This is a genomic window from Aminobacter sp. Piv2-1 (assembly GCF_037625995.1).
In the GTDB taxonomy this organism is placed as follows: Bacteria; Pseudomonadota; Alphaproteobacteria; order Rhizobiales; family Rhizobiaceae; genus Aminobacter.
In genome coordinates this window covers 311302-331728 of record NZ_JARKMU010000003.1, presented here as the reverse complement: position 1 = coordinate 331728, position 20427 = coordinate 311302, and the positions used below count along the sequence as shown (strand labels likewise).

At 66.6% G+C, this 20427-nt stretch carries 16 protein-coding genes; 5 read left to right on the top strand and 11 right to left on the bottom strand.

All coding sequences use genetic code 11. The features are described from left to right. Positions 1 to 12: 12 nt before the first annotated feature. From AmiPiv_RS07790 to AmiPiv_RS07780, 3 genes are read left to right on the top strand one after another with little or no spacing between them, the layout of a single operon-like run. Complete coding sequence (locus AmiPiv_RS07790; protein ID WP_340036777.1) at positions 13 to 2541, top strand: type I secretion system permease/ATPase; 2529 nt, start codon at positions 13 to 15, stop codon at positions 2539 to 2541. Between the two features lie 12 nt (positions 2542 to 2553). After that, complete coding sequence (locus AmiPiv_RS07785) at positions 2554 to 3891, top strand: HlyD family type I secretion periplasmic adaptor subunit (RefSeq protein WP_340036776.1); 1338 nt, start codon at positions 2554 to 2556, stop codon at positions 3889 to 3891. Between the two features lie 29 nt (positions 3892 to 3920). Beyond that, the gene (locus AmiPiv_RS07780) at positions 3921 to 5540 is read left to right on the top strand and encodes a GNAT family N-acetyltransferase (protein ID WP_340036775.1); all 1620 of its coding nucleotides are present in this window, start codon (positions 3921 to 3923) and stop codon (positions 5538 to 5540) included. 15 nt (positions 5541 to 5555) lie between these two features. On the opposite strand, the gene AmiPiv_RS07775 is transcribed toward AmiPiv_RS07780, so the two are convergent. From AmiPiv_RS07775 to AmiPiv_RS07725, 11 genes are all read right to left on the bottom strand, one after another. Then, complete coding sequence (locus AmiPiv_RS07775; RefSeq protein WP_340036774.1) at positions 5556 to 6362, bottom strand: 3-methyl-2-oxobutanoate hydroxymethyltransferase; 807 nt, start codon at positions 6360 to 6362, stop codon at positions 5556 to 5558. 41 nt (positions 6363 to 6403) lie between these two features. Then, positions 6404 to 7216, bottom strand: coding sequence for a 5-deoxy-glucuronate isomerase (iolB, locus tag AmiPiv_RS07770; protein WP_340036773.1), 813 nt, complete (start codon positions 7214 to 7216; stop codon positions 6404 to 6406). 6 nt (positions 7217 to 7222) lie between these two features. Beyond that, positions 7223 to 7426: a DUF3329 domain-containing protein gene (locus AmiPiv_RS07765; protein WP_340036772.1), complete on the bottom strand. Its 204-nt coding sequence runs from the start codon at positions 7424 to 7426 to the stop codon at positions 7223 to 7225. 160 nt (positions 7427 to 7586) lie between these two features. After that, entirely contained in the window at positions 7587 to 8504 is a 918-nt protein-coding gene (gene iolE, locus AmiPiv_RS07760; RefSeq protein WP_340036770.1) for a myo-inosose-2 dehydratase, read from the bottom strand. A gap of 249 nt (positions 8505 to 8753) precedes the next feature. Beyond that, positions 8754 to 10604, bottom strand: coding sequence for a 3D-(3,5/4)-trihydroxycyclohexane-1,2-dione acylhydrolase (decyclizing) (iolD, locus tag AmiPiv_RS07755; RefSeq protein WP_340036769.1), 1851 nt, complete (start codon positions 10602 to 10604; stop codon positions 8754 to 8756). A 66-nt stretch (positions 10605 to 10670) separates the two neighbouring features. Continuing rightward, positions 10671 to 12599, bottom strand: coding sequence for a bifunctional 5-dehydro-2-deoxygluconokinase/5-dehydro-2-deoxyphosphogluconate aldolase (locus tag AmiPiv_RS07750; protein WP_340036768.1), 1929 nt, complete (start codon positions 12597 to 12599; stop codon positions 10671 to 10673). A gap of 170 nt (positions 12600 to 12769) precedes the next feature. Further along, positions 12770 to 13759, bottom strand: coding sequence for an inositol 2-dehydrogenase (gene iolG, locus AmiPiv_RS07745; protein WP_340036767.1), 990 nt, complete (start codon positions 13757 to 13759; stop codon positions 12770 to 12772). A 97-nt stretch (positions 13760 to 13856) separates the two neighbouring features. After that, positions 13857 to 14900: an ABC transporter permease gene (locus AmiPiv_RS07740; protein ID WP_340036766.1), complete on the bottom strand. Its 1044-nt coding sequence runs from the start codon at positions 14898 to 14900 to the stop codon at positions 13857 to 13859. A 32-nt stretch (positions 14901 to 14932) separates the two neighbouring features. After that, positions 14933 to 16471: a sugar ABC transporter ATP-binding protein gene (locus tag AmiPiv_RS07735; RefSeq protein ID WP_340036765.1), complete on the bottom strand. Its 1539-nt coding sequence runs from the start codon at positions 16469 to 16471 to the stop codon at positions 14933 to 14935. A gap of 100 nt (positions 16472 to 16571) precedes the next feature. Next, on the bottom strand, positions 16572 to 17510 hold the full coding sequence (locus tag AmiPiv_RS07730; RefSeq protein ID WP_340036764.1) for a substrate-binding domain-containing protein: 939 nt from the start codon (positions 17508 to 17510) through the stop codon (positions 16572 to 16574). A 305-nt stretch (positions 17511 to 17815) separates the two neighbouring features. Next, positions 17816 to 18637 carry a TIM barrel protein gene (locus tag AmiPiv_RS07725; protein ID WP_340036763.1) on the bottom strand — a complete coding sequence of 274 codons (822 nt, stop codon included), beginning with the start codon at positions 18635 to 18637 and terminating at the stop codon, positions 17816 to 17818. A 229-nt stretch (positions 18638 to 18866) separates the two neighbouring features. Between AmiPiv_RS07725 and AmiPiv_RS07720 the strand changes: the two genes are divergently transcribed. Beyond that, on the top strand, positions 18867 to 19439 hold the full coding sequence (locus AmiPiv_RS07720; protein WP_340036761.1) for a polysaccharide biosynthesis C-terminal domain-containing protein: 573 nt from the start codon (positions 18867 to 18869) through the stop codon (positions 19437 to 19439). After that, positions 19433 to 20416 carry a glycosyltransferase family 2 protein gene (locus AmiPiv_RS07715; RefSeq protein ID WP_340036760.1) on the top strand — a complete coding sequence of 328 codons (984 nt, stop codon included), beginning with the start codon at positions 19433 to 19435 and terminating at the stop codon, positions 20414 to 20416. Before AmiPiv_RS07720 ends, AmiPiv_RS07715 begins: the two co-directional genes overlap by 7 nt. The last annotated feature ends 11 nt before the right edge of the window (positions 20417 to 20427 follow it).

The following is a 20427-nucleotide window of genomic DNA, read 5'->3' as shown; positions in this document are numbered from 1 at the left end:
AAGGATCGCAAGATGACCGACGATCGCGACCACGGCTGGAGCGAATTCCACGATGTGCCGGAGGGCGGCGAAGGCGAAGACGGTCCCGCCCCCCGCCCGTCGCGCGCCGCGACCAATCCTCCTTCGGACCAGCGGCTTTCCAGCGCCGTCGCCCCGCAGGAAGCCGCGATCGACAGGCTCGAGAAATACATCGACAACGTCGTCGGCGAACTGAAGCAGGTCGCGGACGCCGAACCGGGCGGGCCACCGCCGCAGCCTGCCCCGGCACCAGGCGAGGCAACGACACCGGTTTCGGCCGAGCCGGCGCGCAACGCCCATCAGCTGCCGAAGGCCGAACTGCCGTCGGCCAGGTCGGCCTGGGAGGCGACGCATCCGCCCCAGCCCATGCCGAGGCCTCCGGTCAAGCGGCCCGAAGGCGACGCGGCCGGGCAGAAGGCCACCCCTTCCGCGCAGGCCCTGCCCAAGCTGCCGATCCCTCCCGGGCAGCTCGATGACCGGCCCCAGCCGGCAATGCCCCCCGCAGCATCGATCATCCCGCCGCAGCAAGCCCCGCAACCGGTCGAGCCGCTGGCAGAGCCTGCCGTCGAAGCCGCGACGGCCTCGCCCATACCCGAGATGCGGGACACCGAGCCGTCCGAGCCGCGGCCGGACATGAAGGACAAGCCCGTGCCGACAGGCACGGTGAACATCGATGCCGACACCGGTCCGGTCAGTGTGGAGAAGCTGCCGGACACCAACGGCCCGACCGGCGGCGACATCGATCGCGGCCGCGGTGGAGGCGGCGGTGGCGGGGGCGGCGACGGCGCCTTCCACAAGCGGCTCGGCCCGGTGGACTTCTCCGCCTCGCTCAAGACCGGCAAGCAGACCGTCCAGCGAAACCTGCTGATCGTCATGCTGTTCACGCTCGCCAGCAACATCCTGGTGCTGGCGATCCCGCTCTATCTGTTCCAGATATCCGACCGCGTGCTGACCAGCCGCTCGGTCGACACGCTGATCATGCTGACCATCGTCATCGTTGGCGCCGTGGTGCTGCAGGCGATTTTCGACGCCATCCGCCGCCTCATCCTGATGCGCACGGCGGTGGAGGTGGCAGCCCAGCTCGGCACCCCCATCCTCAGCGCCGCCGCCCGTGCCGCCCTGCATGGGACGGGGCGCGAGTACCAGACGCTCGGCGATCTCGGCCAGCTGCGCTCGTTCCTGGTTTCAGGAACGCTGTTGTCGCTGCTCGACGCCCCGCTGGCGCCGCTGTTCGTGCTGGCGGTCTTCCTCGTCCACCCGCATCTCGGCTTCATCGTCGTCACGACGTCGCTGATCCTGCTGATCATCGCGATCATCAACCAGCGCTCGACCGAGGCGCCCTTCGGCGAGGCCAACTCGCATCAGAGCAAGGCGAACCTGCATCTCGATTCCATGTCGCGCAATTCGCAGATCATCAACGCCCTGGCGATGATCCCCGAGGCCGTGCGCATCTGGGGCAAGGACACCGCGAGTTCGCTGCGGTCGCAGGTCATCGCCCAGGACCGCAACATCGCCTTTGCCTCGACGTCCAAGGCCGTGCGGCTGCTGACCCAGGTCGCCATGCTCGGCTGGGGCGCCCATCTTGCCCTCAACGGCCAACTCAGCGGCGGCATGGTCATCGCCGCCTCGATCATCGCCGGCCGGGCGCTCGGGCCGATCGAGGGCGCCATCGAAGGCTGGAACCAGGTGGTGCAGTCGCGCGCCGCCTATGGCCGCATCGCCAGCCTGCTGCAGTCCTCCCCGCTCAACCTCGAGCGCCTGCGCCTGCCGCGCCCGGAAGGCCGTCTCGACGTCGAGCGCCTGCTGTTCGTGCCGCAGGGCACCAAGCGGGTCGTGCTCAACGGCATCACCTTCGCGCTGGCGCCCGGGGATTCGCTTGCAGTCATCGGCAATTCAGGCGCCGGCAAGACGACGCTGGGCAAGATGCTGGTCGGTTCCATCCTGCCGACCTCGGGCAATGTCCGCCTCGACCTGATGGACCTGCGCAACTGGGACCAGCGCCAGTTCGGCGAGAACATCGGCTACCTGCCGCAGGACGTCCAGCTGTTCCCCGCCTCGATCAAGGCGAACATAGCCCGCATGCGCGACGACGTCGGCGACGCCGAGATCTTCCAGGCCGCCAAGCTCGCCGACGTGCACGAGATGATCGCCACGCTGCCGCACGGCTACGAGACCTTCGTCGCCGCCGACGGCGCGCCGCTCTCCGGCGGCCAGAAGCAGCGCATAGCGCTCGCGCGCGCCTTCTTCGGCAACCCCCGGATGGTGGTGCTCGACGAGCCGAACTCCAACCTCGACGCTGCCGGCGACGCGGCCCTTGCCCGCGCCCTGCAGCACGCGAAAGAGCAGAAGATCACCGTCATCACCATCACCCAGCGGCCGGCGCTGTTGCAGAGCGTCGACAAGATCCTGCTGCTGGTCAACGGAACGGTCGCCCTATTCGGCATGCGCCAGGACGTTCTGCAGGCGCTGGCCCAGCGCGGCCTGAGCATCGAGGGCGGTTCCTTCGGCCATCAGATTCCATAGGCGGGCACTGCGATGAGCGACGTCGTCAAAATTCACGACATGGAATGGTACGCCGACGTGCCGCGGTCGATCTCCACGCAGACCAGGATCGGACTGGTGCTCATCGCGGTGACGTTCGGCGGCTTCGGCACCTGGGCCTTCACAGCACCGCTTGCCGCGGCCATCATCGCGCAGGGATCCTTTGTCGCCGCCGGCCAGAACAAGATCGTGCAGCATCTCGAAGGCGGCATCATCAAGGAACTTCTGGTCAGCGAGGGCGACCGCGTCACCTACGACCAGCCGCTCGTCCGCCTGGACGAGACCGCAGCGCAGGCCAACGAGCGCCAGCTGTTCCTGCGCCAGGTGCGCCTCGACGCCATCGCGGCCAGGCTGAACGCCGAAGTTGCCGGGGCACCGGCGATCACCTTCCCCGCGAGCGTCGTCGACAATATGGCCGATCCCGACATCAAGCCGATCGTCGAGGGCCAGCAGCTCAACTTCGATGCCGCGCGCAGCAAGTTGCAGAGCGAAATCGGGCTGCTCCAGCAGAACATCGCCGCGTTCCGCTACCGCGCCGACGGCTACCAGCAGCAACTGGACGCGGTGAGGCGGCAACTGGCCCTGATGCAAGAGGAATATGCGGGCAAGAAGACGCTCCTCGACAAGGGCCTGCTGCGCGCCACCGAGATCAAGGCGATCCAGCGTGCCATGGCCGAGGCAGAGGGCCAGATCGGCAGGCTGGTCGCCGAAGTCTCGGAAACCGGCGCCCAGATCATCAAGCTGGAGCAGCAGATCACCCAGACCGAGGACGCCTACAAGCAGGTGGCCCTGGAGCAGCTTCAGGGCCTCGAAGGCGACCTCGACACTGTCCGCGAGCAGTTGCGCGAGGCCAAGAGCGTGCTCAACCGGGTCACCATCAATGCGCCGGTCTCGGGCACCATCGTGCGGATGTACTACCACACGCCGGGCGGCGTCATCGAAAGCGGCAAGCCGATCCTGGAGATCCTGCCGTCGGACGTGCCGCTGGTGATCGAGGCGCAGGTTTCGCGCACCGACATCGACAACGTGCAGGTCGGCCAGAACGCCACCGTGCGGCTGACGGCGCTCAACCGGCGCACCACCCCGGTGCTGGACGGCAAGGTGATCTACGTTTCGGCGGATGCGCTTCCGGACAATTCGACGCCGGTCGCCCGGGAAATCTATCTCGCCCGCATCAGCCTGCCGGCCAGCGAAATCACCCGCGTCCACGGCTTCACGCCCACCCCCGGCATGCCCGCCGAGGTCCTGGTCCAGACCGAGGAACGCACCTTCTTCAGCTATCTCACCAAGCCCATCTCCGACAGCATGTCGCGGGCGTTCATGGAGCGGTAATCGGCAACACCTCAGGACAGGGGCAGACGATGCAGGTCGACGTCATCACCGAACCGAAGCGGCTCGCCGAGCTCAGGGAGAACTGGGACCGGCTCTACGAGAGCGACCCGGAGGCGCAGTTCTTCCTCTCCTGGACCTGGCTGTCGCGCTACCTGCGCCTCTACGACGGCACCTGGTTCATCCTGGCGGCACGCCACGGCGGGCCCGGCTCGCCCTATGTCGGACTGATGCCGCTGCGGCTGCGCACCCGGATGAACAACAGGTCCGGACACTTCTTCAACGAGATCAACATGGCCGGCAACTACGCCGCCGACTACACCGGCGCATTGTGCGCGCCGAGCCACGCCGGCCGGACAATGCAGGCCTTCGCACGCCATCTCTGCGGCATGGGCTGGACCCGGCTGAATCTCGAGAACGTCCGCATGTCGACGGGCAGGCTGAAGGCATTCCTGGCCGCCTTCCCCGACGAGACGCTGGCGCTGCGCGAATTCAGCCGCGTCAACAAGGCCGACAATGTCGACAACTGCCGCTGCTTCGCCGCCACCCTGCCCGACAGCTTCGAGACCTATCTGGACAAGGTGCTGAGCACCAATACCCGCCAGAAGCTGCGGCGCTTCCTGCGCAAGGTCGACGCCGGCGAATTGCGCATCACCGAGGCCGATGCCCTAACCTGCCATCGCGACATCGAGACGCTGCTCGAGTTCTGGCGGCTGAAGTGGGGCGAGCGGAAGGGAGGCCGGCTCACCTCCATCCTGCGCCACAACCGCGTCGTGCTGCGCGACGGCTTCGATGCAGGCGCGCTCTACATGCCCGTGCTCTGGCAGGGCGACCGGCCGCTGGGCGCGGTCGCCAGCTTCGTCGACCCGGTCAAGAAGACGATGCTGTTCTTCATTGCCGGCCGCGACGAGACGGTGACCTCGATCCCCGTCGGACTCATCCTCCATGGCCACAGCATCCGCACCGCCATCGGGCACGGCTTCGCCACCTACGATTTCCTGCGCGGCGACGAGCCTTACAAATTCGCCTTCGGCGTGACCGAAAGCCGGATCCACTGCGCCATGATCCATACCAAGAGTGGCCGCAACTTCGGCGATCGCCTCGATCCGCGCTCGCTCGACGGCATCTACGCGGAGGTGCAGCGGTTCCACGAACGGGGCGAACTCGCGCGCGCCGAGAGCGGCTACCGACAGATCCTCGGCACCGATCCCGGCTACGCCCGCGCGCTCTACGGCCTCGGGCAGCTGGTCTCGGCCAAGGGCGACCACCGCGAGGCGCGCGACCTCTATGCCCGGCTGTCGGCGGTTTCGCCCAACGCCTCCAAGGTCTGGTTCAGGCTGGGAGCGGCGCTGCAGACGCTCGATGACCACGACGGCGCGGTGGCGGCGTTTCGCAAGTCGCTCGCCCGCAACGACGAATTCGCGGCCGCGCAGTTTTCCCTCGGCAAGAGCCTCGGTGCATTGGATCGCACCGAAGAGGCGGTCGAGGTGCTGCAGGACCTGGTTCGCAGGCTGGAGGGCACGCGGCGCGACGAAAGCCTGCTGGTCAAGACCAGGGTGCTGCTCCGGCGCCTCCACCAGGGCGGCCAGCCGAGCTACATCATGCTCGATCCTCGCCCGGCGGCGCCGCGCCCCATGGCGCCGGGGCCATAGCCGCGGAGGCTTGTTTCAGGGCTGCTGCGCCAGGAAGGTCTCGAACCGGCGCATTTCCTCGGCATCGATGCCGACCGTGTGGCCTGCCGCCGGATAGGCGCCGCTGGCGACGTCGGCGGCATATTCCTTGAACGCGGCGATCCGCTCCTGCTGGATGCGGTCATATTCGGCGGCGAGGTTGCGGTAGACCTTGGCATGGCGCGGATAGTGGCCGCGATTGAGGCCGAGCACGTCCTCGGCGAACAGGTACTGCGCATCGCAGCCGTCGCCCGCGCCCATCGAGATCAGCACCAGCGGCGTGCGCTTCGAGATCGCCGTCGCCACCTCCGCCGGCACGACCTCGATCTCCGCGGCGAAAGCCCCGGCCGCTTCGAGTTCCTTGACCTGCCGCCACACCAGCTCGGCCGTCTCGGCGGTCTTGCCCACGGCACGGAACCCGCCGGTCCAGGTCGAATGCGTCGGGATCAGCCCGACATGGCCGCACACCGGAATGCGCTCGTCGGCCAGCCGGCGGATGGTCTGCGCGCTCGCCGAGCAATAGACCGCGTCCGCGCTCGCCGCCTTCAGCTTGACCGCCGTGCGCAGGATCTCGTCGGTCGTCGCCCCCATCATCCCGTACTCGTCGCCGGGCACGGCAAAGCAGGTCGGCGCGGCATCGCGGAAACGCTTGTCGAACATCAAGCCGTAGGTCACCGACAGGAGGTCGATGCCGGCGCGCTCGGCGGCTTCCGCCTCCTCCAGCGTCGTCACCCTGAGTTTCGACAGTTGACGCTTGCCTTTCAGCGCGCGCAAATCTGCGACCGTTGGCCTGTTGCGTGCCATCGTTTGGTCCTCGGTTACGGAAGTATGTCGACCGTCGGCCCTCAGGCCTTCAGCAGCCACTCATGTTCCTTGGCGTTGTGGAACTTCCACGTCCGCACCGGCCCGGCCATGACGTTGAGATAGTACAGGTCGTAGCCGTGGCAGGCGGCGCAGGGGTGGTAGCCCTTGGGCACCAGCGTCACGTCGCCGTCCTCCACCGCCATCGCCTCGTCGATCTCGCGGTGGCCGGTATCGTCGAACTCGGTATAGACGCGCTGGAAGGCAAAGCCCTGCGGCGGGTTGAGCCGGTGGTAATAGGTCTCCTCCAGCAGCGATTCCGCCGGCAGGTTGTCCTCGTCGTGCTTGTGCGGCGGATAGCTCGACGTGTGCCCGCCGGGCGTGATCACCTCGACCACCAGCAGCGAATCCGCCGGCTCGCTTTCGGGCAGGATGTTGGTCACGTAGCGCGTGTTGGTGCCCTTGCCACGCACCTCCTGCTTGACGTCGTCGGGCCCGATGATGCGCAGCGGATGGCCGCCGTTCAGGCCGGGTGCCGTGCACACCGCCAGTTCCACATCGGTCTCCGCCCGCACCGACCAGTCACCGCCGGCCGGCACGTAGACCGACCACGGCTTGCCTTCGAAGGGCGACATGCGTTCGCCCAGCGTGCCGAGATCGTCCTCGCCGACCCGCACATGCGCCTTGCCGGAAACCAGCACCAGGCAGGTCTCGCGGTCCGCGGTCCAGTCGCCAAAGGTATCGCCGGGCTCCAGCCTGTGCAGGTCGAAGCCGACATAGGTCCAGCCGGCGGTCTCCGGGGTGACGTGGATCGCCCTGCCCGGCCCATGCTTCGGCTTGATCAAGAGTTTCGACATGGTCTCTCACTCCTTGTCGGGGGCGGCGGCGTCGCCGGGTTTGTAGGCGATCAGGAACTGGTAGGCGCCGAGCGCGGCCATGCCGCCCGCCAGCGTGCCCCAGAAGGGCGAGCCGGTGGCGAACTCCAGGATCGACCACGCCGCGCAGATGCCGACGAGCACGATGCGCCGCCACAGCGGCCTGAGGAACGGATGGTTCTGGTCGTTCATCAATTGCGTATTGCCTCGCCGGTCGACACTCCGGGATCGTAACCGGCTCGGCGACAGCCCTCAAGCATTACGGCGCCGCGCGTCGGAGACGCGCAAGCGACGCCGTAACACTTTGAAGTGCCGCATGACCTCGTCCGAAAATCGGCTTCGATTTTCGGGGTCATGCGGCGGGAAAGCCCTGCGTCTCCACCGTGTAGCCGGCGGCCGTCATCACCCGCATCAGCTCGGCATGGCCGACCTCGGCCATCCTGAGCGGCGGGTTCTTCCTCGGGTCCTGCTCGGCCTCGACCACGAACCAGCCCTCGTAACCGTAGTCGGCGAACTTCTGCACGATCCTGCCGAAGTCGAGCGAGCCGTCGCCCGGCACGGTAAACGCGCCCAGCGCCACCGCGTCGAGGAAGGACTGCCTGGCCCAGTCGAGCCCCTTGATGACGTCCATGCGCACGTCCTTCACATGCACGTGGCTGATGCGCTCGTGGTGGTTGTCGATGGCGCGCAGCACGTCGCCGCCGGCAAAGGCGAGATGGCCGGCGTCGAGCAGCAGCGGGATGCCCTCGCCCGAATGCTTCATGAAGGCGTCGAGCTCGTGCTCGAACTGCACCACCGCCGCCATGTGGTGGTGATAGGACAGCGGCATGCCCTGCTCCGCGCACCACTCGCCGAACTCGGTCAGCTTGCGGGCATAGGCCTTCATCTCGTCGTCGGAGAGCACCGCCTTGGTCGCCAGCGGCTTGGAGCGGTCGCCCTGGATCGAGCGGCCGACCTCGCCATAGACGATGCAGGGTGCTGCGACCGCCTTGAACAGCTCGATCATCGGCTGGATGCGGTCCTTGTTGGCGGCCAGCTCCTCGTTGACCAGCGTGCCGGAGAACCAGCCGCCGCACAAAGTCACGTCGGCCTTCTTCAGGATCGGCAGCATCGCCTCCGGCGTGCTCGGGAATCGGCGCCCCTGCTCCATGCCGGTGAAGCCGGCCGAGCGCGACTGCCTGAGGCATTCCTCCAGCGACACGTCATCGCTCAGTTCCGGAAGGTCATCGTTCCACCATGCGATGGGGGACATGCCCAGTTTGGCTTTCACTTCTGTTCTCCAGTGTCAGTTCCGGCTGTCCAGGACAGCGTGTATTCGTCATCGTTGCACTGCCCCTCACTGTCCTGCCGGACATCTCTCCCCGCAGGCGGGGAGAGAGTGGCTGGCATCACCGTGTCGCCAATCACCAAATGTTGGCGTTTGGCAGGAGCGTCGCGATAAGCGTGTCTCTCCCCGCTTGCGGGGAGAGATGTCCGGCAGGACAGTGAGGGGCAGCGCCAAACTCACAGGTCCAGGCTACTAGTCCCCCACCCGCTGCAGCTTGAGCTTCTCCTCATAGCCCTTGCGTGCGGCATTGACCTCGGCGCGCGCGCTCACCTCGGGCACGGCAACGTCCCACCAGTGGCCGCCCTCGCCGGTCGAGACCAGCGGGTCGGTATCGATCAGCACGACCGTCGTCCGGTCGCTCTTGCGGGCCCGGTCGAGCGCCGCCTCGAGATCGGCGATCGAGGCTGCCTTTTCGGCATTGGCGCCCAGGCTTTTCGCATGTCCGACGAAATCGATGTCGGGCAGCATCTCGTGCTTCGTGTCGCGCAAGAGGTTATTGAAGTTGGCGCCGCCTGTCGCCATCTGCAGCCGGTTGATGCAGCCATAGCCCCTGTTGTCGAGCAGCACGATGGTGAGCTTGAGACCCAACATCACCGAGGTCGCGATCTCCGAGTTCAGCATCAGGTAGGAGCCGTCGCCGATCATGACGACGACCTCCTTGTCCGGCCGCGCCATCTTGGCGCCCAGGCCGCCTGCGATCTCGTAGCCCATGCAGGAGAAGCCGTATTCGGAGTGGTAGGAGCCCGGCCCGCCCGCCTGCCACAGCTTGTGCATCTCGCCCGGCAGGCCGCCGGCCGCATGCAGCACGATGACGTCGGAGCCAAGCGTCCGCTGCACCGCGCCGATCACCTGCGCGTCCGACGGCAGCGCCGCATTGGTCGCCGCCGTCACCTTGGCCGCTGCCTTGCGCCACTCGGCCTTGCCGGCCTTGGCATTCTCGGTCCAGGACGCGGGCGCCTTGTAGCCGGCGACAGCAGCGGCCAGTTCGGCGAGCCCTTCGCGGGCATCGGCGACCAGCGGCAGCGCCCGGTGCTTGCCGGCGTCGAACGCCTGTACGTTGAGGCCGATGATGGTCTTGCCGGCGTTCTTGAACAGCGCCCACGAGCCGGTCGTGAAATCCTGCAGCCGCGTGCCGACTGCCAGCACCACGTCGGCCTCCTCGGCCAGCCGGTTGGCTGCCGCGGTTCCGGTCACGCCGACCGCCGCCATGTTCAGCCCGTGTTCGTCGGTCAAGGACGACTTGCCGCCCTGCGTCTCGCAGACCGGGATGCCGGTCGCCTGGACGAAGCGGTCGAGTACTTCCGAAGCGCCGGAATAGAGCACGCCGCCGCCGGCGACGATCAGCGGCTTCTTCGCCGTCTTCAGCACCTCGGCTGCGGTCGCGAGTTCGTCGCGGTCGGGCCGCGACCGGCGCGGCGTCCACACACGCTCGGCAAAGAAGCTCTCGGGATAGTCGTAGGCCTCGGCCTGCACGTCCTGGCACAGGGACAGCGTCACCGGCCCGCATTCGGCCGGATCGGTCAGCACCTGCATGGCGCGCGCCAGCGCCGGGATGATCTGCTCGGGCCGGGTGATGCGGTCGAAATAGCGCGACACCGGGCGGAAGCAGTCGTTGGCTGACACCGTGCCGTCACCGAAATCCTCGACCTGCTGCAGCACAGGATCCGGCACGCGGTTGGCGAACACGTCGCCCGGCAAGAGCAGCACCGGCAGGCGGTTGACATGGGCAAGCGCCGCAGCCGTCACCATGTTGACCGCGCCGGGACCGATGGAGCTGGTCGCCGCCATCATGCGCTGGCGAAAATTGGCCTTGGCGAAAGCGATCGCCGCATGGGCCATCGCCTGCTCGTTGTGGGCGCGATAGGTCGGCAGCTCCTCGCGCACCTGGTAGAGCGCCTCGCCGAGGCCGGCGACGTTGCCATGCCCGAAGATCGCCCACACGCCACCGAACAGCGGCACCATGTTGCCGTCGATCACGGTCATCTGCCGCGTCAGGTAGCGCGTCAGCGCCTGCGCCATGGTCAGGCGAACGGTCTTGGTCATCGTCTTCTCCTCCCGCTGCCGCGGCGCATCCAAGAGGACGCTGCCCTGCACCAGCTGTCTTTCGATTTATGCCGCCCGACGGTCCCGCGCCGCAAGCCATGCCTTGGTCAGCTGCTCGAAACGCTGGGCCATGTCGTCCACCGCCGCCTGGTCGTTCATGCGGCCGGCCATCCACTCTTCCGCCGCATGGGCAAAGATGCTGCGGCCGACGGCAAAGCCCTTGACCACGGGCGCGTCGGCTGTGGCGGCGAAGGCCACTTCGAGTTCGGCCAGCGGCGCCTCGAGCCCGAGCAGCACCACGCCGCGGCAATAGGGATCGTTCTTGTTGATGACCGCCTCGATCTTCTTCCAGGCAGCAGCGGACGCCTGCGGCTCGAGCTTCCACCAGTCCGGCTTGATGCCGAGCGCGTAGAGTTCCTCCAGCGCGCGCGGAATGGTGTTTTCGTCGAGCTTGCCGTGCTTGCCGGCGATGATCTCGATCAAAAGTTCGCGGCCAACCTTGCGCGCGGCCTCGAACAGCGTGCGCAGCTTCTGCTGCTGCTCGGCCTTGAGCTCCGCCGGGTCGTCGGGGTGATAGAAACACAGGCACTTGATGCAGTGCTCGACCGGCCATTCGACCAGTTGCGAGCCGATGTCCTGCGAGAACTCGAAGCGCAGCGGCCGCGACCCCGGCAGTTCCACCGGCCGTCCCAGCCACGAGAACGGATGGCGGGCGAATTCGAACATCGCCTCGCGGCCGAACTTCTCGTCGATCAGCATGCCGTAGCCGTCGCGGCCGTCGGCCACCTTGGCCGCCGCCTTCACCGCCAGCACCTTGAAGTCGCGGATGCGCGCAGCATCCGCGCCGGTGCGCGCGGCGATGTCCTCCAGCTGGATGCGGTGGTCGCAGGCCAGCGCCATCATCGAGGGGATCTCGTGCCGGCGCGTCGTCGCCCAATGCACGTGGTTGATCGCCTCGTCCTTGCGCAGCGCGCGCTCCTTGCTGCCGTTCTCGAGGAAGAACTGCAGCTCGTCGAAGGTAGGGATCTCGGGCGAGCAGAGCAGCCGCGAAACGGCGAACGCCCCGCAGGCATTGGCCCAGGTGGCGGCCGTCGCCAGGCTCTCGCCGCCCAGCCAGCCGCGCAGGAAGCCCGACATGAAGGCGTCGCCCGCGCCGAGCACGTTGTAGACCTCGATCGGAAAGCCCTTGCCGACGATGCCCGCCTCGAGGTCGTCGGTGATCGGCCCGTCATAGACGATGCAGCCCATCGGCCCGCGCTTCAAGACGATGGTCGCCTTGGACAGCGCCCGGATGGTCTTCAGTGCGGCCAGAAGCTCGCTCGCGCCCGAGGCGATCAGCACTTCTTCCTCGGTGCCGACGATCAGGTCGCAGTCGGCCAAGACGCCCTTGATGTGGTTCGACACCTTGTCGGAGGCGATGTAGCGGCTTTCGCCGGCGGCATGCCCCGCGAGACCCCAGAGGTTCGGGCGGTAGTCGATGTCGAACACCACCTTGCCGCCGCTCTCCTTGATCAGCTTCATCGCCTTGCGCTGGGCTGCATCCGTGTTGGGCCGCGAGAAATGCGTGCCGGTGACGACGATTGCCCGGGAGGATGCGATGAAGGCAGGATCGATGTCGTCTTCCGCCAGCGCCATGTCGGCGCAGTTCTCGCGATAGAAGATCAGCGGGAACGTCTTGTCGTCTTCGACCGAGAGCAGCACAAGTGCGGTCAGCCGCTCCTTGTCGGTGACCAGCCCCTTGTCGGAGACGCCCTCGCGCAGCATCTGCTCGCGAATGTAGCGGCCCATGTGCTCGTCGCCGACGCGCGTCAAAAGCGCCGAACGCAGCCCGAGCCGGGCCGTGCCGATGGCGATGTTGGCCGGGCAGCCGCCGACAGATTTGGCGAAGGACGCCACGTCCTCCAGCCGCGACCCGGTCTGCTGGCCGTAGAGGTCGACCGAAGCGCGCCCGATGGTGATGACGTCGAGTGTAGGCTGGTTCTTGGGGTCGGTCATTCTGTCCTCCCGGTCGCTCCGCCGCGCCGGCCTGCCCGCTTGTTCGCCAGCAGGCCACACAATGCAATTCAAATTCCAATAATCAGTCAACCGGAATTTTCATTCCATCGACAGATTGTGACAGTGCGCCCCGAGGCCCGTTGCCCCGAGGCGCTGTCCGCCCGTCTGGCCTACAGCCGTACGGTCTTGCCTTCCTTGGCCGACTTCAGCGCCGCATCCGCCAGCTTCAGCGCCATCAGGCCGTCCTTGCCGTCGGGCGAGATCTTGGCGCCCTTGGTCACCGAGGCGATGAAGGCCGCGATCTCGTTGGCATAGGCCTCGGTGTAGCGGGTCATGAAGAAGTCGTGCAGCGGCGGGCGGGTGTAGCCCAGTGCGCCCGCGACCTCGATCGACACCGCGCGCTGGTTCTCCGCCGAGACCATGCCGTCCGAACCGTGCACCTCGATGCGCTGGTCGTAGCCATAGGTGGCGCGGCGCGAGTTGCTGATCACGCACTGCCGGCCGCTTGCCGTCACCAGGATCACCGAGACGCTGTCGAAATCGCCGAGCTCGCCGATCTTCTTGTCGACCAGCACCGAGGCCGTCGCCGTCACTGCCACCGGCTCTTCGCCGAGCAGGAAGCGCGCCATGTCGAAGTCGTGGATGGTCATGTCGCGGAAGATGCCGCCCGAACGCGTGATGTATTCGGCCGGCGGCGGTCCGGGATCGCGCGAGGTGATGACCACCTGCTCGACCTTGCCGATGGCGCCGTCGTCGATGGCCTTGCGCACGGCGGCGAAATGCGGGTCGAAGCGCCGGTTGAAGCCGACCATCAGCGTCCCGCCGGCCTTCTCGACCACGCCGAGGCACTTCTCGACGCGGGCGACGTCCAGGTCGATCGGCTTCTCGCAGAACACCGCCTTGCCGGCGAGCACGAAGCGCTCGATCAGGTCGGCGTGGGTGTCGGTCGGCGTGCAGATCACTACCGCGTCGATATCCGACGCCTTCTCGATCTGGTCGATGGAACGGACCTCGCAGCCATAGGCATCGGCGAGATCGTTGGCGGCCTTCTCGAAGGCATCCGCGACCGCGACCAGCTTGGCCTGCGGGTTGGAGGCCACGGCCTTGGCGTGGACCTTGCCGATGCGGCCTGCGCCCAGGACACCGAACCGAACTGTCATGACAACCTCATTTCCTTGGCCCGCGCCGTCCGGGCCGCAATCTTGGTCTGGGAGGATGGGGCCGCCCGCCGACGGGTGCCGGACGGCCTGTTGTTGCTTACGTCTTCTTGCGCTTGTTCTGGCGGTGCTGGTCGATGATCACGGCCGACACGATGATGATGCCCTTGATGATTTCCTGATAGTAGGCGCCGACCTTGAGGAAGGTGAAGCCCGAAGTCAGCACGCCGAGGATGATCGTGCCGATCACCGTGCCGGTGATGCGCCCGACGCCGCCCGACAAGGAGGTGCCGCCGATGACCGCGGCAGCGATCGCGTCGAGTTCGTAGGCGACGCCCATGCCCGGCTGGCCCGACGCGGCGCGCGCCGCCGTCACCACCCCGGCGAGACCGGAAAGCAGGCCGGCGATGGCATAGACCTTGATCAGGTGGCCGCCGATGTTGATGCCCGAGACGCGGGCCGCCTGCGGGTTGGCGCCGATGGCATAGGTGAACTTGCCGTAGCGGGTGTAGCCGAGCGCCACATGGAAGACCACCGCGACCAGAAGGAAGATGATCACCGGCAGCGGCAGCGGGAAGCCGAACACGTTGAAGCTCTTGCCGAACCAGGTGAAGCTGTCGTCGAGCAGGGCTACCGGCTGGCCGAGCGTGTACCACTTCGCCAGGCCGCGCGCCGACACCATCATGCCGAGCGTTGCGATGAAGGGCGGTATCTTGGTCTTGGCCACCAGCGATCCGTTGACGAAGCCGGCAAGCAGCCCGACGCCGAGCCCGGCGAGGATCGCCCAGATCGGCGACATGTCGGTGAGCGAGGGATAGACCGCCCGCGGGTTGGCCGAGGTCTGCGCGAGGCTCGCCGCCACCATGGCGACGAGGCCGACCACCGAGCCCGACGACAGGTCGACGCCGCCGGTGATGATGACCTGGGTCACGCCGACCGAAATGATGCCGATGACCGACACCTGCAGGATGATGATCGACAGGCGCTGCTTGTTGGCGAGGAAGCTGTCTCCGACCAGGATCCAGCCGAGGATCTCGAAGACGATGGCGATGCCGATCAGCACGCCCAGGATCGAAACCTCCGGCGGCAGGCGCTTCTTGCTTCCAATGACGTTTGCGGGTCCCGCAATCTCGTTCGTCGACATGGTTCTTCCACCCTTGTGGTTCTTGGCACCGCTCAGTGCGACGCGAGTTCCATGATCTTGACCTGACTGGCTTCGGCGCGGTCGAGGAATCCGGTGACGCGGCCCTCGTGCACCACCATGATGCGGTCGCTCATGCCCAGTACCTCGGGCATTTCCGACGAGATCATGATGACCGCCACGCCCTGCCCCGCGAGCTTCGAGATCAGCCTGTGTATTTCCGCCTTGGCGCCGACGTCGATGCCGCGCGTCGGCTCGTCGAGGATCAGGATCTTCGGCTTGGTCAGCAGCCAGCGTCCGATCAGCACCTTCTGCTGGTTGCCGCCCGACAGGTTGATGATCGGCTCGGCCATGTCGGGCGTCTTGACCCGGAGCGCCGAACTGATCTCGACGGCGTCCTTGCTCAGCTGTTTCTGCTTGACGAAGCCGCTCTTCACATAGCCCGACTGCAGCACCGCCATCTGGGTGTTTTCCTGGATGTCGAGCAGGAGGAAGCAGCCGGTTTCCTTGCGGTCCTCGGTCAGGAACGCCATGCCGTGCTTCATCGCCGTCGACGGGCTGTCGATGCGCACCGTCTTGCCGAACAGCCCGATGGTTCCGGCGTCGGCCGGCGTCACCCCGAACACCGTCTCGGCGATGTTCGAGCGGCCCGAACCGACCAGGCCCGCGATGCCGAGGATCTCGCCCGAACGCACGTCGAAGGAGACGTCCTGGAACACGCCCTTGAGCGTCAGCCCCTTCACCGACAGCACCACGTCGCCGATCGGCACTTCCTCCTTCGGGAACATCTGGGTGATCTCGCGGCCGACCATCATCCTGATGATGTCGTCGCGCGTCACCTCCGTGGAGGCCTTGGTGGCGATGTACTTGCCGTCGCGGAACACCGAGAACTCGTCGGCGATCTCGAACAGTTCGTTCATCTTGTGGGTGATGTAGATGATGCCTTTGCCCTGCTCGCGCAGCGCCCGGATGATGGTGAACAGGTGGTCGACCTCGCGCTCGGTCAGGGCCGAGGTCGGCTCGTCCATGATCAGCACGTCGGATTCGTAGGACACCGCCTTGGCGATCTCGACCATCTGCCGGTTGGCCACCGTCAGCGTGCCCACCTGGACGTCGGGATCGATGTCGATGTTGAGCCGCCTGAACAGTTCGGCCGTCTTGCGCCGCATCTCGCCATGGTCGACGAAGCCCAGCCTGGTCGTCGGCTCGCGGCGGATCCAGATGTTCTCGGCCACCGTCATCGGCGCCATCAGGTTGAGCTCCTGGTGGATCATGGCGATGCCGTTCTCGAGCGCGTCCAGCGGCCCCTTGAGGCGGATGTCCTGGCCGCGCAGCTTGAAGCTGCCGGAATCGGGCGTGTAGATGCCGGCCACGATCTTCATCAGCGTCGACTTGCCGGCGCCGTTCTCGCCCATCAGCGCATGCACGCTGCCGCGCTTCAGCCTGAGCTGGACATTGTCGAGCGCCACGACGCCCGGGAATTCCTTGCGGACGTTCTCGACTTCGAGAAGGTAGCCGGCGTCCATCGCGGCGCCGCCTGCGGACGCCGCTTCCATCGTGCCTGTGCTGTGCATGGCTGCTGGTCCTCCCAGACCCGGCCCGGCGCCTGCGCGGGGCATAGTCCTTCAGGGAAAATGCGCCGCCGTCCGGCGACGGCGCATTCCACGGATCATATCAGTTTTTGGTCGTGTACTGGTCCATGTTCGCCGGGGTGACCAGCTCGAACGGCACCCACACCGGCGACGTCACGGCTTCGCCCTTGGCGAGCTTCATGGCCGTGTCGACCGCTCCGCCGCCCTGGGCCGCCGCGTTCTGGAACACGGTGACGTCGAGGTCGCCGGCCTTCATGTAGGCGAGCGCTTCCTGGGTGGCGTCGACGCCGGCCACGATCACGTCCTTCATGTCCCAGCCGGCCGCCTTCATGGCGTTGATGGCGCCGATCGCCATGTTGTCGTTGTTCGAGATCACGGCGTCGGGCTTGTGGCCGGCGGCGATCCAGTTGGTCATCAGGTCCTGTGCCTTGACCGGATCCCAGCCTGCGGTCTGCTCGTCGATGACCTTCAGCTTGACGCCGCATTCGCTGCCGGCATTCACATCGTGAATGTCCTTGGTGCGCATCACCGCGGCCTGGTTGGCGAGGTCGCCGACCATGATCAGGATGCCAGCCTCGGTCTTGCCGGCTTCCTTGAGGATGCGGCAGACCTCCTTGGTTTCGAGCGTGCCGGAATCGACCTCGTTCGAGCCGACGAAGGCGCCCTTGGCACCCAGCGCTCCGACGTCGATCGGCTCGCGGTTGACGTAGACGATCGGAATGCCCGCTTCGTTGGCGAGCTTGGTCATCGGCGCCGTGGCCGAGGTGTCGACCGGGTTGACGATGATGGCGTCGACCTTGGCGGCGATGAAGTTCTGCACCTGCGAAAGCTGCTTGTTGACGTCGTCGTCGGCGATCTCGATGACGACCGGCTGGCTGGCGTCCGCCGCCGCCTTCTCGATGCCCTTGCGGAGCACGGTCAGGAAGGTGTCGGAATTGGCCATGCTGACGCCGATGTCGCCGGCAAACGCGGTTCCCGCCATCAGCACCGACAGTGCGGCGCCGAGCAAATATTTCTTCATGATGACTCTCCTCCACGAACGGTGCCCGGCTGCACCCCATACGCCGGAAGCCCGCGGCTCCGCCGAAGGCCCATTTCCACGGGCGCCACCATCGCTCCTCTGCGATGTCGGTGCGGCACCCGCCTCCCGATGGCCGGCCCAGTTCAGAATGTTCGGGCCGTGCTTTTTCTATATGAAATGTTTATTCCATATTCCAGGCGAACGTCAAGAGACATTCCATCGTCCGCCGATCAAACTTGCGCGCAATGTCAGGCGACGGCACAGCCGCCCGGCCGCGCGTGGCGATGCTTGGCCCGTGGAATGGTTCAGATGCGCGCGCGAATGAATTCGATGCTTTCGGCGAGCGCGGCGCGAGGCTCCGCCAGCTTGTGGACGGCGGGCGAGAACGGCTCGAAGGAGAGCAGGCCCTGGTAGCCGCCAGCGATCAGCGCCCGGATCTGGCCGACATTGTCCAGCCTGTCGCCGGCATCGACCAGCACGCGGTGCGGATCGCGCATGTCGGGCACGGCCACGGCCGGATCGTCGACGCCGGAGATATGCACCAGCCCGGTCATCCCAGGGAAAAGGTCCGGTTCGCCGGCGAGATGGTGATGGAACGTGTCGTGCACCATGCGGAAGGTCCCGGTACCCCCGACATCCTCGATGGCCTCCGCCGCCTCGCGCTTGGAGCGCAGCGAGCAGATCTCGAAGCCCAGCGGCTCGACTAGGCCGCGCACGCCGCGGTCGCCGAGGATGGCCTTGAGCGCCGACAGCGCCGTCCTCACGTTGCGTTGGCGCTCGCCGTCGCCCTGCCCGGTGCCGTCGTTTACCGGCACCAGCACCAGCGCCTTGGCACCCACGTCGCGGGCATAGTCGGCCAGTTCGATGGCTTCGGCTTCGCGCGTGGCATTCCACTCGTTGAAGCGCTGCAGCGCATTGATGCTTGTTATCGATATTCCATTGTCCGCAGCCAGCGCCCTGATCGCACCGACTGGTGTACCGTCGACGATGGCATTGCCGGCAAGGTCGTTGCGGATTTCGACGTCGCTGATGCCGAGTTCGCGGCAGAGCGCGAAGAACGCTGCAGGCTTCAACCCCGGCGCCACCATGTGATTCAGCGCGAATGTCAGCTTGCTGGTCGTGGACATGCCGGGTTCCTCCTTGGCCATCCTGCCGCGGCAGCTTCGTCGGCGGCCGTTTCATTCCATTCTTCGCATAGAACGGAATAGTCAATCCATATCGTGGCGAGAAGCCCATCATTCCTGATAGATTCTCGTTCAGGCGGCCGGCCAGGAAGTTCCTGTGACGGGACACTCTTGGAGACTCGCCGAGAACGTGGCAAATGCGATCAAGGGGTATTTTGGTGGGGGAATGACGATGACGGCGGGAACCGAAAGGGCCGAGCGGGAACGGATTCTGGCGGCGACGCTTGAGGCCTCGGTGCAGGATCAGCGAACGGTCGACGAGACCCGTCGAAGCATCGCTCCGCTGCTGGACGGCATGTCCGTTCGGGAAGGCATCAGGCATGACGACGACCGTGGCAGCGTCACCGAAATCTACGACCCGCGCTGGAACTGGCATCCCGATCCGCTGGTGTTCTCCTATGTGTTCACCATTCGCCCGGGCCTGGTGAAGGGCTGGGGCCTGCACAAGCTCCACGAGGACCGCTACTTCGTCATCAGCGGCGAACTCGAGCTCGTCCTTTACGACCCGCGCCCGGACTCGAGCACCTTCGGCAAGATCTGCAAGGTCTATCTGTCGGGCACCAGGCCGCGGCTGGTCAACGTCCCGAAATTCGTCTGGCACGCGGATCGCAACATCGGCACGACCGACGTCGTCGTGGTCAACTTCCCGACCATCCAGTACGACCATTCGAAGCCGGACAAATACCGCCTGCCCCTCGACACCGATCTCATCCCCTACAGCTTCGGTGACGCCAGGGGATGGTGAGCCGTCCCCTCGTCTCCATCCTGATGCCGACGCACTGCCGGCCCGACGTTGTCGGGCTGGCGATCGACGCCGTCCTCAACCAGACATTCGGCGACTTCGAACTCCTGGTCGTCGGCGACGGGGCCGTCCCCGGCACGGCGGAGGCCGTCCGCCGCTTCGACGATCCGCGGATACGCTACTTCGACCTGCCCAAGGCGCCGCATTTCGGCTACGCCAATCGCAACGTCGCCCTGCGCGAATCCCGCGGCGAGCTGATCGGCTTCGCCGCCGACGACGACCTTCTGTTCCCGGACCATCTCGAAACCCTGGTCCGCGGTCTCGCGCGCGGCGCGGCCATCGCCTACAGCCAGTCGCTCTGGGTCTCCACCGACGGCATCGCCGCGCCGTTCCTGACCAATCTCGAGTTTCCCGACGAGCTGGAGGCCTTTCGCCGGGCCAACAGCATTCCGGCGAGTTGCTTCCTCTACAGGGCGGATGCCCTGCCCCGACGTGACGCCTGGCCGGAGAACGTGGCGGCAGGGGCCGACTGGCACCTTTGGCAGCGCATCATCGCGGCCAATCCACGCGCCCCGCTCACCCACTGCAGGACGCCGACCGTCATGCACTTCAGCGCCCGCCGGAAGGAGTCGCGCCATTCCGGCATGCCACAGCTGGCGGCCTGGCTCCACATCGCCGACAACGTGCCCTGGTGGCCCGCCGAGTTGCGGGTGTCCGTCGCACCGGATCGAACGGAGCAGGAAGCCTACGCCCAGCTGATGCGCGGCGATCCGGACTGGCCAAGCCGCGTGCGGCGCGCTTCCGGCGACCTGGTTTCGCGCCTGGCGTGGGGAATCATCCAGGGCGCCCACGCAACCCTCGATGCGCTTGCCACCGCGCAGGCCGCCGCGCCCTCCCGCCAGCGCAAGACGACGGCGCAGCGCGTGATCGCCGAGATCGGCAGGATCCCGAGGAATCTCCGCCGCCGCCTGGCGCCCTGAGCGGGCAGAAC

Coding starts and splice junctions, on each gene's coding strand:
- AmiPiv_RS07740 (WP_340036766.1), bottom strand. CDS start 14,900: ATGTCGACGAACGAGATTGCGGGACCCGCAAACGTCATTGGAAGCAAG.
- AmiPiv_RS07735 (WP_340036765.1), bottom strand. CDS start 16,471: ATGCACAGCACAGGCACGATGGAAGCGGCGTCCGCAGGCGGCGCCGCG.
- iolG (WP_340036767.1), bottom strand. CDS start 13,759: ATGACAGTTCGGTTCGGTGTCCTGGGCGCAGGCCGCATCGGCAAGGTC.
- AmiPiv_RS07775 (WP_340036774.1), bottom strand. CDS start 6,362: ATGGCACGCAACAGGCCAACGGTCGCAGATTTGCGCGCGCTGAAAGGC.
- AmiPiv_RS07790 (WP_340036777.1), top strand. CDS start 13: ATGACCGACGATCGCGACCACGGCTGGAGCGAATTCCACGATGTGCCG.
- AmiPiv_RS07720 (WP_340036761.1), top strand. CDS start 18,867: ATGACGGCGGGAACCGAAAGGGCCGAGCGGGAACGGATTCTGGCGGCG.
- AmiPiv_RS07730 (WP_340036764.1), bottom strand. CDS start 17,510: ATGAAGAAATATTTGCTCGGCGCCGCACTGTCGGTGCTGATGGCGGGA.
- AmiPiv_RS07785 (WP_340036776.1), top strand. CDS start 2,554: ATGAGCGACGTCGTCAAAATTCACGACATGGAATGGTACGCCGACGTG.
- AmiPiv_RS07750 (WP_340036768.1), bottom strand. CDS start 12,599: ATGACCGACCCCAAGAACCAGCCTACACTCGACGTCATCACCATCGGG.
- AmiPiv_RS07765 (WP_340036772.1), bottom strand. CDS start 7,426: ATGAACGACCAGAACCATCCGTTCCTCAGGCCGCTGTGGCGGCGCATC.
- iolB (WP_340036773.1), bottom strand. CDS start 7,216: ATGTCGAAACTCTTGATCAAGCCGAAGCATGGGCCGGGCAGGGCGATC.
- AmiPiv_RS07725 (WP_340036763.1), bottom strand. CDS start 18,637: ATGTCCACGACCAGCAAGCTGACATTCGCGCTGAATCACATGGTGGCG.
- iolD (WP_340036769.1), bottom strand. CDS start 10,604: ATGACCAAGACCGTTCGCCTGACCATGGCGCAGGCGCTGACGCGCTAC.
- AmiPiv_RS07780 (WP_340036775.1), top strand. CDS start 3,921: ATGCAGGTCGACGTCATCACCGAACCGAAGCGGCTCGCCGAGCTCAGG.
- AmiPiv_RS07715 (WP_340036760.1), top strand. CDS start 19,433: ATGGTGAGCCGTCCCCTCGTCTCCATCCTGATGCCGACGCACTGCCGG.